General features: G+C 32.9%; 13 protein-coding genes and 1 riboswitch. All 13 genes read left to right on the top strand.

Going from position 1 to position 13,450, the window contains the following annotated elements:
- Positions 1–36 precede the first annotated feature (36 nt).
- The 13 genes from A8708_RS04585 to A8708_RS04530 all read left to right on the top strand — a co-directional run bounded on the left by A8708_RS04585 (position 37) and on the right by A8708_RS04530 (position 13,439).
- Positions 37–1,263: a DegT/DnrJ/EryC1/StrS family aminotransferase gene (locus A8708_RS04585; protein WP_068662387.1), complete on the top strand. Its 1,227-nt coding sequence runs from the start codon at positions 37–39 to the stop codon at positions 1,261–1,263.
- Between the two features lie 4 nt (positions 1,264–1,267).
- Positions 1,268–1,897: a sugar transferase gene (locus A8708_RS04580; RefSeq protein ID WP_068662338.1), complete on the top strand. Its 630-nt coding sequence runs from the start codon at positions 1,268–1,270 to the stop codon at positions 1,895–1,897.
- Between the two features lie 16 nt (positions 1,898–1,913).
- Positions 1,914–2,630, top strand: coding sequence for a GNAT family N-acetyltransferase (locus tag A8708_RS04575; protein ID WP_420848529.1), 717 nt, complete (start codon positions 1,914–1,916; stop codon positions 2,628–2,630).
- 248 nt (positions 2,631–2,878) lie between these two features.
- The gene (locus tag A8708_RS04570) at positions 2,879–3,982 is read left to right on the top strand and encodes a glycosyltransferase family 4 protein (RefSeq protein WP_068662336.1); all 1,104 of its coding nucleotides are present in this window, start codon (positions 2,879–2,881) and stop codon (positions 3,980–3,982) included.
- Positions 3,983–4,001: 19 nt separating this feature from the next.
- Positions 4,002–5,123, top strand: coding sequence for a glycosyltransferase family 4 protein (locus tag A8708_RS04565; protein WP_068662335.1), 1,122 nt, complete (start codon positions 4,002–4,004; stop codon positions 5,121–5,123).
- Between the two features lie 61 nt (positions 5,124–5,184).
- Positions 5,185–6,357 (top strand): glycosyltransferase family protein, encoded by a 1,173-nt coding sequence (locus tag A8708_RS04560; RefSeq protein ID WP_068662334.1) that lies wholly within the window; start codon positions 5,185–5,187, stop codon positions 6,355–6,357.
- A 27-nt stretch (positions 6,358–6,384) separates the two neighbouring features.
- The gene (locus tag A8708_RS04555; RefSeq protein ID WP_068662333.1) at positions 6,385–7,770 is read left to right on the top strand and encodes an O-antigen polymerase; all 1,386 of its coding nucleotides are present in this window, start codon (positions 6,385–6,387) and stop codon (positions 7,768–7,770) included.
- A 23-nt stretch (positions 7,771–7,793) separates the two neighbouring features.
- On the top strand, positions 7,794–8,414 hold the full coding sequence (locus tag A8708_RS04550; protein ID WP_068662332.1) for an acyltransferase: 621 nt from the start codon (positions 7,794–7,796) through the stop codon (positions 8,412–8,414).
- The gene (locus tag A8708_RS04545; RefSeq protein ID WP_068662331.1) at positions 8,368–9,633 is read left to right on the top strand and encodes a lipopolysaccharide biosynthesis protein; all 1,266 of its coding nucleotides are present in this window, start codon (positions 8,368–8,370) and stop codon (positions 9,631–9,633) included. Before A8708_RS04550 ends, A8708_RS04545 begins: the two co-directional genes overlap by 47 nt.
- A 34-nt stretch (positions 9,634–9,667) precedes the next feature.
- On the top strand, positions 9,668–10,888 hold the full coding sequence (locus A8708_RS04540) for a nucleotide sugar dehydrogenase (RefSeq protein ID WP_068662330.1): 1,221 nt from the start codon (positions 9,668–9,670) through the stop codon (positions 10,886–10,888).
- A gap of 472 nt (positions 10,889–11,360) precedes the next feature.
- Positions 11,361–11,448: riboswitch (cyclic di-GMP riboswitch) on the top strand.
- Between the two features lie 46 nt (positions 11,449–11,494).
- On the top strand, positions 11,495–11,623 hold the full coding sequence (locus A8708_RS36735) for a hypothetical protein (protein ID WP_275667867.1): 129 nt from the start codon (positions 11,495–11,497) through the stop codon (positions 11,621–11,623).
- A 513-nt stretch (positions 11,624–12,136) separates the two neighbouring features.
- Positions 12,137–12,838: a hypothetical protein gene (locus tag A8708_RS04535; RefSeq protein WP_068662329.1), complete on the top strand. Its 702-nt coding sequence runs from the start codon at positions 12,137–12,139 to the stop codon at positions 12,836–12,838.
- A gap of 37 nt (positions 12,839–12,875) precedes the next feature.
- Positions 12,876–13,439: a hypothetical protein gene (locus tag A8708_RS04530; RefSeq protein ID WP_068662328.1), complete on the top strand. Its 564-nt coding sequence runs from the start codon at positions 12,876–12,878 to the stop codon at positions 13,437–13,439.
- Positions 13,440–13,450 lie beyond the last annotated feature (11 nt).

Below are 13,450 nucleotides of genomic sequence, written 5' to 3'. Positions count from 1 at the left end.
ATGGTTAATGAGGTGGAAAATATGACAAACACTAATATGATTAATATTAACATGAGAAATATTCCTTTCTCTCCACCCGATATAACAGATGCTGAAATTGAAGAAGTAATTAAAACAATGAAGTCCGGTTGGATTACAACTGGGCCAAGAACAAAGTTATTTGAGATGAAAATAGCAGAATATATTGGTTCTAATAAAGCTGTTTGCTTAAATTCTGCAACAGCGGCAATGGAACTTACATTGCGAATTCTGGGAATCGGTGTTGGAGATGAGGTAATTACAACAGCTTACACCTATACTGCTACTGCTTCGGTTATTGAACACGTGGGTGCAAAGATTGTGTTGGTAGATAACGCGGCAGATTCTTATGAAATGGACTATGAGAAGCTAGCTGATGCTATTACAGAAAGAACGAAAGCTATCATTCCTGTTGATTTAGCTGGGAAAATGTGTGATTACAAAACAATATATAAAGTATTAGAAAGCAAGAAAGAGCTATTTAAAGCTAATAATGAATTTCAAAAGCTGTTCGATAGAGTGATAGTGATGTCTGATGCTGCACATGCTTTTGGAGCTGAGGCAAATGGATTGAAATGCGGAAACGTTGCAGATTTTACTTGTTTCTCTTTTCATGCAGTGAAAAACTTGACAACTGCCGAAGGCGGTGCGGTTGTTTGGCGAGATAGAATTGGTTTAGATGATGAGTGGTTATACAAGCAATTTATGCTATATAGTCTTCACGGACAATCTAAAGACGCGCTTGCAAAAACGCAAAAGGGCTCATGGGAATATGATATTATCTATCCTGCGTATAAGTGTAATATGACTGACATTATGGCAGGGTTTGGGTTGATTCAATTAAATAGATACGATGGCCTAATGAATAAACGTAAAGAAATTATAGAAATGTATGATAATGCGTTGCTGCCGCTAAGGATTCAAAGATTAGTTCATTACGGCGAAAACTTCTCATCTTCTGGACATCTTTATTTAACTAGAATACCTGGAATAGGAGTAGTCGAGCGAAATGAGATTATTACAAGGATGGCTGAGGCTGGGATTGTGTGTAATGTTCATTATAAGCCATTACCAATGTTTACTGCCTATAAGAATCTAGGTTTTGATATAGAAGATTATCCAAATGCCTTTAGTATGTATGAAAATGAGATTACATTACCTCTTCATACTTTGTTAAGTAAAGAAGATATAGATTATGTGACCGGTACTTTGAAGAATTTGCTAAATGAAATCCAAGTGAGGTAACGGGATGTATAGGATAATATTTAAAAGAGTATTTGATGTTTTACTAGCAATAATTATGTTGCCGATTCTAATGGTTATCTTGATTATAGTCGGACCAATAATTTATCTGGAAGATAAAGGACCTATATATTATAATGCCCCTCGGCTTGGTAAAAATGGTAGAATTTTTATGATGTATAAGCTGCGTTCCATGAGAATGAATGCACCTGATTTAAGAAATGCTGATGGATCAACATTCAATGCTGAGAATGATCCTAGATTAACTAAGATTGGAAAGTTTATTCGAAAGACAAGCTTGGATGAATCACCACAATTGATAAATATAATCAAAGGGGATATGAGCATCATTGGACCAAGACCCGATTTGCCTGAACATAGAGATCTATATGAGGGGAATGAAAATCGGAAGTTAGAAATCAGACCTGGTGTTACTGGATTTAATCAAGCTTATTATAGGAATACGATACCATGGAAAGAACGTATTCAAAATGATATATACTATGTAGATCATTTCTCTTTGTGGCTTGATATTAAAATTTTCTTTAAAACTGCAGTATCAGTGATAAAACGTGAAGATGTATTTGTAACAGAAAATAGTGTGAAAACAGTTGATAATAATGGTGTTGGTTTGTAAAGTGGGGGTGCCAATGGTGGAAAGAGCAGTAACATTTAATGACTTAAAGTGGGATACAGATTTCTTCGGTGTTACAAGTGCAAAAGCCATCTTGCATAAGCCGCTAACAATCGATGAATGGGATGTATTAAATGGGAAATTTAATGACTATCAGTTTGTTTCTATTGAAAATAGAAATTCAGAGCCAGTGAATGCTCAACTAATTGGAAAATACACCTCAGCATACTTAGTAGATGTGAATATACAATTTGCGAAGAGATTAGAAGAATCTCATACAGTATCATCCAATATTGTAATACATCAAGCACTTGACAAGAATGATCAAATTCTCAAGATTGCAGATTTTCAGTTTTCAAAATTTACAGAGGATTCTGAGTTAGCAAAAAGAAGCGGTGATCAAGTGTATCGACAATGGTTAATAAATTCTTTTGGCAACTCAGAGAAGTATTTTGCAATATCAAAGGATAAGAGTGATATAGTAAACGGATTTTTGTTACATTCCTATTTTGAAAATAGTTGTGTGGTAGAGCTTATTGCTGTTTCTAAGATTAGTTCAAAGAGTGGGATAGGCACAGAATTGTTTAAGGCGGTTGAACAGTTTTCATACCAACGTGGGATAAAACAAATTAAAGTCGGTACCCAGGTTCGAAATATGGCAGCAATCAACTTTTATTATAAAGTCGGATGTAAGCAAATTGGTTGCCATCAAGTGTTTCACTTGTGGAACATGTAAAAATGAAATTATTGTAGGTTGGAAGAATTAATCCGAAAAACGATTATCGTCTAACAGAGTATTTTGTTTTAGCAAAGAAATAAGAGGCTCTAAAGTATCTAGTTTTTAAGTTCATAGAAATTCTATAGCGATTTCAAAGTGATTTATACTTGTTATGGATTAGAATTATTAATGTGTACTACTTTATAAATGCTAGTTTACTTAGTTTAAGTAAAAATATTGATGCAAGTAGCTAGTTTGGGGGAAAAATGAAGAAAATTCTTATTGTTTCGTCGGTAAGTAGACAGTTTTATTTGTTTGAACAAGGGAATATAGAAGTTTTGAAATCATTAGGATATGAGATACATGCTGCTGCAAATTTTAATGATGCAAACGAAAGGTTGGATACTTTAGATATTATACGACATCATTTTGATATTGAGCGTTCACCATTTTCATATAAAAATTTAAAAGCATATGGCCAACTTAAAAATATCTTGAAATCTGAGAAGTTTGATGCAATACACTGCCATTCACCAATTGGAGGCGTGTTGGCACGACTAGCAGCGAAAGCTGTAGGAAATTGCCCTGTATTATATACTGCTCATGGGTTTCATTTTTATAAAGGTGCAAGTTTAGTGAATTGGGCAATGTTTTACCCTGTAGAAAAGTTATTGGCGAGGCATACAGATCATCTTATTACTATTAATAAAGAAGATTTTAATAATGCTAATAAATTTAAAGCAGGACAAATACATTATGTTCCCGGTATTGGCGTGAGCACAAAATTATTTAATGAAAATGCAGTCAGTAGAGAGATGAAGCGTGAGGAATTGGGGATATCAGAAAATACAATGGTATTACTTTCAATAGGTGAACTTATTAAACGTAAGAATCATGAGACTTTAATAAGAGCTTTATTGAAAGTAAAGAAAAAGAATTTTGTGCTTTTAATATGTGGTAGAGGAGTTTTGGAAAGCTACTTAAAGGAGCTTACTATTTCCTTGGGAATTCAAGAGAAAGTCAGATTTCTAGGTTTTAGAAACGATATCAAGGAAATTTGTGTCGCATCTGACATATTTGTATTTCCTTCGTATCAAGAAGGATTACCTGTTTCTGTGATGGAAGCAATGTCTGCAGGCTTACCAGTTATAGCATCTGAAATACGAGGGAATATAGATTTAATACAAAATGGTATTGGGGGATATCTGTTAAATCCTGATGATATTGATGGATTTGCTAATTCAATTCAAATACTGATAGAAGATGCTAAGTTACGTAAGGTCATGAGTGTGAAGAATAAAGATGAAGTGAAAAGATATGATATAAGTAAAGTAAAAGCTAGAATGATAGAAATATATAGTTCACTTTAGAAGAAAAGAGTGTCTACGAATGAGAGTTATATTTGTACGATCAAATCCTGTCGATCCTGATTCTAGAGTGGAAAAAGAAGTGAATAGTCTTATTAAAGCAGGACACGATGTTGAGATTCTCGCATGGGATCGAAGCTCAAAATATATTATAAAGGATTCTCAATTGAATTTAGAATTTGGTAATGTGAAAATCCACCGTTTCGGAATACCAGCCTCTTATGGTGGTGGAGTTCAAAAAAACTTTTGGCCATTATTTCAATTTCAAATAAGGGTATTTAATTGGTTGATCAAGAATAAACATCGGTATGATGTTATTCATGCTTGTGATTTCGATACTGCTTTTATATCTAATATAGTTTCAAGGACAGTAAAGAAGAAGTTGGTCTATGATATTTTTGATTATTACGTAGATTCATTTAATGTACCTCAAAAACTTAAAAAGTATATTGTTTATCAAGACCATGCCATAATAAATAAAGCGGATGCTGTAATCATATGTACCGATAAAAGACAAGAACAAATTAAAGGGACTAGTCCTAAACGGTTAGCTGTAATACACAATACACCAGCTAGAATTGAACATGGTTTTCAATTAAATTTGGAAACCAATATAACAAAAATAGTATATGTTGGGATACTTGGAGAAGGAAGATTTATACGTGAAATAGTGGAGATTGTAAAAAAAAATCCTCAATATGAGTTTCACGTTGGTGGTTTCGGGGAATATGAGAATTATTTGGAGAAAGTAGCGTTGGAATTTAGCAATATTATTTTCTATGGAAAGCTACCATACCATAAAACACTTGAGCTAGAGAGTAGTTGTGATATAATGACTGCGATTTATGATCCGAGTGTACCTAATCATTATTTTGCAGCTCCTAATAAATTTTACGAAGGATTAATGTTAGGTAAGCCGTTAATTATGGCGAAGAACACAGGTATGGATGCTATTATAGAAAAAAATGGTTTCGGTGAGGTAATTGACTATAATCAAGAGAGTCTTGAGAAGGCTCTAATGAAGTTAGTTGAGCGGAAAAAAGAGTGGGGTGAAGCTTCGACCCAAATGAAGAACCTGTACCGAGATAAATATAGTTGGGATGAGATGGAAGTAAGGTTAATTAATATTTACAGAAATATATAAATAAGGTTTATTGAAGATTCGTTAGACTTACGTTGTTAATGTAAAGGAAGGTAATTTGTAAGTGAAAATTTTATATGTAGTTTCCAGACCTTTAGAGATTAATACATCTTCTTCAATCAGAAACCGAGCGACAATTGAGGGATTATTAACATTAGGACATAATGTAGATCTTATTACGACTGAGTTTGATAAAAATCATTCTAATTATGATCATAGTTTATCCTATAGTAATTTAAATGTAAGATATCTAAAATTGGGTGGAATACAAGATATTGCAAAAATCACTAGGAAATTCAAAGCAATACAACCGTTTAAAAAGTTAGCCTATAATGTAATGAAATTCTTTGAGATTTATGACAATCTCAAAGGGATAGTAGACTATGTAACAAAGGATCATTTGGAAATAACAGATAATAAATATGATTTAATTATCTCTTCATCAGACCCTAAGTCGTCACATCTTTTTGTTAGAAGAATGTTTGAAAGAGGACTAGTAAATAAAACTCCATGGATTCAAATTTGGGGGGATCCATTTTTGTCGGATATAACTAGAAGCAATAAATTGTTAAATTCAAAAATAAAAAAAGAAGAGAAAAAACTCTTTGAGTTTGCAAATAAAATAATCTACGTGTCAAGTTTAACAATGAATGAACAGAAAATATTATATCCGGAGTATTCTATGAAGATGGATTATATACCAATCCCATATGTGAAGGAAGAAGTTTATCCTAATAAAGAAATTGATAAAGGGAAATTAACTTTTTTATATTGTGGTGATTATTCATCAAAAATAAGAGATATCAAACCTCTCTATAATGCAATAAATGATTCTAGACATAATTTAATCATATGTGGATTAAGTGATATTAATATTGATTGTACAGACCGAATTCAAGTTTTCCCTAGAGTATCATTCGAGAAAACTAAAGAATTTGAGAAGGAGTGTGATGTATTAGTTCACTTAAGTAATATTGCAGGCACACAAATCCCAGGTAAAATTTATCAATATTCTGGTACAAACAAGTTGATTTTATTTATACTTGATGGACAAAAAGAAACATTAATAAAAACATTTAATAAATACAGCCGTTATATATTTACAGATAATAAAAAGAACCAAATCGAAGAGATAATCACCCGAATTGAGAGTGATGAATTTGAAAACACAAAATTTGTGGTGAAAGATTTCAGCCCAGAAAACATTGTAAACAAAATTATTAGCATAAACACATAAGTAATTATTAAAACTGGAGTGTAATTAATGGCAATTTGGCTAGTATTATTTTTATACAGTGTATTGTTGATAATAGGGATCTATAATCTGTTTACTGAGTATAAGCATAAGAAAATTCTGAATGCATTCATATTTTTTCATGCAGCATTCATATTGTATTACATATTAATTCCAATTTTTAGTCTGATCTTCATAGACATAAATTCTAAAGGTTTAAAGGGGTTTATATTATGGATTAGTTTAGGTGATTCATATGACATATTTTATGCATTTTCTTATACGGTAATTGCTTATTCAGTGTTTATGATTGCTTATCGTATAAGGTTTACATCTAATATAAAACGAAATAGTAAAGATAAAGGAAATTCTAAAAATGAAAACAGAATAAACATAAGTGATAATAGTAGAGTATATAAGCTTGCAGTTCTCGCGGGGGTTTCTTCATTAACAATTGGTGTGTTTGGTGAGTTACTTATAGCTAATAGTCTTGGAGGTATTCTTAATGCGTTAGCAATGGGGGATCAGTTAAGAGCTTATGGAAGTGATAATTCATATTTAATACCTCAAAATAGACTTTTTGCAATAGTATTAATGGTTAGTTCACTTGCTTCAACTTATTTCTTAGTTTATGCATTAAGAATTAAAAGAAGCGTTTGTGTTCTAGTTATCCTCTTAATATCAATTTTTGCAAGTATTTTTCTTCTTTTTATTAATGCAGGAAGGTTAGGAGTATTACTTTTTGGACTAACATTTTTTATAGATTTTGCTTTTAGAAAATCTAAACATCCATTTATATATATATTTGTATATTCTATTATAGGTTTTATTTTACTTAAACGTCTTGATGATCTATTTTTCTACCTTAGTTATGGGTATATAAAACAAAGCTCAACTGATTTTGGTTCATTTTTAAATGAATTTGCGTTTCCATATCTAAATTTATTAAATGTGCATCATATTAATGATGCCTTTGGACTTAGAATGGGTGTGGATTATTTTACTTGGATAATTAATATTTTTCCAAGCTCAGTGTTAAATGTTTTCGGTCTAACGAAAGTAACATCAGGTTATGTCTATATAACACAATACTATTCAGGAACTGACATTCAAGGTGGAATTCCAACAGATTTAATAACCTTAGGGATTAGACAATTTGGTTTTATAGGTATATTGATAATATTTATAATCGTGGCTGGTATATGTAAAAAAACGGATGAAGTGATTGATCATTTACATTCAGATAAATTTTATTTCATTACATTGAGAATAGCACTAATTATGTTTATCATAGTTCCATATGCTGATTTAGATTCATTCTTTCGTAATAGATATGACATGATTATGGTACTACTATTTGCTGTTATGGTTAATTTAATTAACTATAAGTATAACAGAAATGCTAAGAGGAACTAGTTAATGGGGGATAAAGTAAAAATATGAGGTTTTTTATACATAAGATATTTATTTTATTTTCAAAATTGATTATGCCTTTATTTTTTAAAAAAGAATTTCTAAAAGGACGTTGGTTTGATAACAATATTGAAGGTTGGAAATGGTGCTGGAGAAGTTTATTATTTCAAAAATTTCTAGGAAAGAATAGACATGTTCCATTTCCTGTGTCCCATAATAACATAATCGGAAAAACGGATAAAATTTTCTTTAATGTAAATGATTTGAATAATTTTCAACACATGGGCTGCTATTTTCAGAATTGGAAAGGCGGAAATATTGTAATTGGAGAAGGTACATATATTGCTCCAAACGTTGGGTTAATTACTGAGAATCACAATATATATGATTTAGATGTACATGAAGAACCTAAAGATATTATTATTGGTAAACATTGTTGGATAGGAATGAATGTAGTAATTCTACCTGGTGTGGTGTTAGGGAATTATACCATAGTTGGTGCAGGTGCAGTCGTAACTAAGAGCTTTGAAGAAGGACATTGTATAATTGGTGGTGTAGCCGCTAAGAAAATAAAAGATTTAGAAAAGGAACTGCGATCTAATGCAAATAAGACTGAAAAAGGTACTGCTAGAATCACAGTATTTTAAATATATTTACCAATTAACAATGGGATCTTTTCTTGCTCAAATAATTACAGTTTTAGTAGCACCTTTTATGACAAGATTATATGCACCTGAAGAGATAGGTATTTATACCTTATTATTGACTGTAGTAACTATATTTGGGCCTGTTTTGTGTGGAAAATATGATCAGGCAATTGTAGCTGCAGAAGATGAAAATGAAATCGTACAATTAATTGTTGGAAGTATTTTTGTTTCTTTTGTATTTATTATATTAATTACAATAGGCTTTAATATTTATTTAACATTGAATTCACAAATAACAGATAAAGTTGGAGGATTCGCTTATTTAGTAATAGGTGTATTATTTATTACAGTGTTTGTTAATATCTTAACCGCATATAACAACAGGTATAAAGAGTACAAAATTATTTCAACTGTTATTGTTACTAGAACATTGGCTCAAAATGTAGGGGTATTAGTCTTTGGTCTTTTAAAATTTGGATCAATAGGTTTATTATTATCTCAATTAATAGGAATGTTAGTAGGGTTTAAAAGACAAGGAAAACACTTATATCAGAATAGAAGAAAACTAAGGGAAGTAACTTTTAAAGGAATAAAAACATCCTTAATTAAATACAAAGATTTACCAAGATTCTCTATGCCAGCACATTTTATAAATACAGCAGCATACTCCATCCTAAACTTTTTTATTATCGATCTCTTTGGTCTAGCAGTTTTTGGATTCTACGCGATTTCTTATAGGATCTTAGGGTTACCTTTAAATTTGATTAGTATGAATGTATCAAAAGTTTTTTTTCAAAGAGCATTTGAAGAAAAAAAAATGTTAGGTAATTATAGGAGTTCGCTAAAGATAATAAGCGTTTTTCTTTTGTGTTTATCTATACCTATGGTAATAATATTATTTATGTTAGGGCCATTTGTATTTAGACAAGTTTTCGGGGGAGGGTGGAATGAAGCAGGAGTTTATGTGCAAATTCTATCTCCAATGTATGGGCTTAGGTTTATAGTTTCAGCTTTAGCTCCCGCGTTGATTATCTCTGGGAAACAAAAGATGGAATTTTATATGTCCAATTTATTTATAATAGCATCGGTTCTTTCTTATATGGTTTGCAAATTAATGGGAGGGGAGATATACATATTCTTAACAATTATAACTTTAACTTATTCTTTAATTTATATAATTTTCTATTTATATATATATAAATTAAGCAAGGGTATTTGAGCTAAAGCTATCTTGTAATAGAGGGGTTTAACAAATGATAAATATTATAGGTTTAGGTTACATTGGTCTTCCTACAGCATTAATGATCGCGAAGTATGGAGTTAAAGTAGTAGGAACTGATTACAATATTGAACTCATAACTACTTTAAATGAAGGGAAAGTGACCTTTGAAGAAAAGGGTCTAAAAGAACTTTTTCAAGAAGCTATTGCAAATGGGATTGAATTTACTACAGAATATCAAAAAACACATACATATATTATTGCAGTACCAACACCTTATCTTAAAGAAAGTAAGAAACTTGACTCGAAGTATGTAGTTTCAGCAGTAAACAGTATTCTTGATATTTGCGAGAAAGGTGCAGCCATAATCATAGAATCAACAATTTCTCCAGGTACAATTGACAAATATGTTCGGCTAGTAATAGAAGAAAGAGGGTTTGTAATTGGGGAAGATGTACATTTATTACACGCACCTGAAAGAATTATCCCAGGCAATATGATTTTTGAACTCGAAAATAATTCAAGAACAATTGGGGCAGATAACCCAGAAATTGCTGAAAAAATAAAGGGTTTATATTCACATTTTTGCAAGGCAGAGATAGTGATAACAGATATAAGATCGGCGGAAATGTCAAAAGTTGTAGAAAATACTTATAGAGATATTAATATTGCATTTGCTAATGAATTAGCAAAAATTTGTCGTACTGATAAAATGAATGTTTATGAGATTATTAGAATCGCAAATAAACATCCAAGAGTTGATATATTACAACCTGGTCCTGGTGTGGGGGGACATTGTATTTCTGTAGACCCATGGTTCTTAGTTGGAGATTATCCTGATCTAACTAATCTTATATTAACAGCACGAAAAATAAATGATTCTATGCCAAGGCATGTATTAGGCAGAATTAGAGATATTATGAGGAAACATGATATAAAAGATATATCGAAAGTAGGTATTTATGGTTTAACATATAAAGAGAATGTTGACGATACAAGAGAAAGTCCAACACTTCAATTGTTAGAGAGAATGGATGAGCATTTGGCATTTGGTGTTAAAATATTCGACCCTTTTGTTAAGAAAAGAATCGTTGATCATCAATTTATGAATTTCGAGGATTTCTTAAACGAAATAGAAATACTTGTTATTATGGTGGGACACGATCATATCAAATATAATATGAATCTTATAAAAGGTAAGATTATTCTAGATACAAAGAATATTTGTACATTTGATGATGCATATAAACTATAAATAAAATTAGGACGAGTGGAGAAAAAACAGATTAATATATGATTGCAAATCGATATCATTAAGTGTATTTCTAGTTAATGGTTAAAGTTGAAAAGAAAAGATTTTTTCAACGAGGCTTTTGACTGGATATTAAATTCACACACTTTTTAACACCAATCACCTACATATGAATATCTTTCTTTGCAATAACACAGTTTGTTAATAATTATCACTCTTAAGCTGTGGATTTTTCACTTATCAATGAGCTTTTCAGAGATAAGTTCCATCGACATTTATTAATTTATTTGGGCAAACACAAAATAGAAATACTCGTCTAATTTTCGAAAGTGGATGAACTTCTACTTGAGTAAATGAGGAGAACTTGTAACCTAGTACTTCCGCCCCTCCCTCCAAATCAATAATCACGACAAACAGACCATTGCCGCATTTCTTGCTTTTGCTACAATGAGTATACAAGTCAATCACATAAATCGGACGATAATGGCAAAGCTGATGAAAATCAGTGACGCAAAGCTATAGGGACTAAGCTGGTTATGCCAGTATGTCAGCCAGCTTCCGAATCATCGTGCCTCCCAGTGATTTATGTGAAATCGAGGAGGGATTGAGATGGATAAGTATTGGCATTCTTTTTGGCTGAGATTTAATGAGGTTATCCTGGAGAGTTGCATTTGTGATGTGGAGCGGACGAAGATTTTTAATAAAATTAGTTATCATCGTACGAAACTGTATACATAATGAAAGCACCCTGAGGGTGCTTTTTTGGTTGTTCGTTGAATGTTGCCGCGGTATTGTTTTAAACAGAAATTAGGTCTGTTGACCATGACTCTGGTCCCTCTGCAAGTTTCAAATCCTCAGGTATAATGGTTGTAAGTAGAGCTTGTACAAAACTAATTATTTGGTACTATTTGAGAATCGCCTGCGTTTAAATCCCCAACATTTGATCCAAATGTCGCCTTCATCATCTTTGAAAAGCTTGATACCTAGTAGTTTCAATGGGGTCCATACTTCTGAAAAGTAGTAGTTAGGCAATCGCATCATCTCCTGTGTAAGATGTATATTACTTTTGAATATAATCGTTATAAATTGAAAAGTATGTCGAAACATGTCGCTTGCTTTATGTAGCGATTATTTTTGCGTTCCAATGCACCTGGTGGTGCATTTTTTTTGCGTTTTCGCTACAATATGTGACTTATTGACTCATAGAGTTTATAATAAAGATATCCATTATGTGACTTGGCTGGTGATGATATGAAGAAAAAGAAGTGGACGAAGCGACTAATCTGGATCGGAAGTAGTGCTGTTATGCTGCTTGTCATTGGGTATTTAGGCATGAATATAGCGATGTCATATTTCCTGAATTCTATGATTCCCTCGATTCCTTCGGAGATTAGTCAAGCGGCTGATGAAGAATCTAGTGTGATAGCTTCTGATGGTAATAGTATGACAATGGCAACAACTGAATCGAAGGAGCTTAATAATCCTGATGTGAAGAAGCTAGATGAGGTGTCTACGTTAAGACCGCAAGGGACGTCGGTTCCTACCGGTACGTCACTGGAGAAACAAGCTACTGATTCATCTACTCAGAAATCAAATGATTCTAAGGGTATTGAACAGGTGCCTACACCAACTCCAGCAGCTACGAAGAATGGGACAGGCTACGAGGCTCAAATTACGACGGAGAAGGCGAAAGAAGTACAGGAAGCGATTACGCTTAAGGAGAAGGCTTCTGTGACTTCGGTGCTTATGAAGAAATTAAGTGCGTCTGATCTCCAACTATTTGCGAAGATGGCTGGCAATGGCATATCTCCTGAAGAGAAGAAGAAAGCCAAGGATATTATTTTGCAGAAGCTAACGGAAGACGAGTATAACCAATTGATTGGTATTGCAGCGAAGTATGGCTTGAGCCAAGGGAAGAAATATGCAGATACGCAGCCGAAAGCTACAAAGTAATGAAATAACAACTGTTAATCGACAGTAGGGGGTTGAGATGAGAAAGAGACTCATACTGACAGTCATTGTGCTAGGTATGCTAGGAGTAGGCGGATATACGGCTTATAGCTACGCGATGAATGTGATTGCTGACAAATTAGCCCAACAACTTGTTATGGATAGTGGGACAAGCCAGGAATGGTTGGCGTCCATGGATTTGCCTGCTATTGCAGATACAATTGAAATTCCTCCTGCTGGTACACGGAGTGTTGAGACATCGAAGTCTGCCTCTGATGATAAGTCGAATGAAAGCGTTATGCCTAAGGATACGGCTGGTCAGGTAAGCAACGTGAATACCGCACAGGGGCAAGAGGCAACTACGGGAAATGAACCGAAGAAGTCGACTGCAACAGAGAAGAAGGAAACTCTTCAATTTGATAATAAGCATGAGGCAGTTAAGTTCGTAATGAGCCGATTCTCGGCATCTGAACTTAACAAGCTTAGGCAAATGGCTAGCGGCGGATTGACGCCTGAGAAGAAGGCGGAGCTGAAGAAAATTGCCTATACGAAGTTTAGCGCAGCCGAAATTGCAGCTGTACAGAAAGTGGTTTCCTCCCAATAATACATAGAAGA

The sequence above is a fragment of the Paenibacillus oryzisoli genome (genome assembly GCF_001653565.1).
Lineage (GTDB): Bacteria > Bacillota > Bacilli > Paenibacillales > NBRC-103111 > Paenibacillus_E > Paenibacillus_E oryzisoli.
The sequence above is the reverse complement of the archived record's forward strand: the minus strand, read 5'-3'. Positions and strand labels throughout refer to the sequence as shown.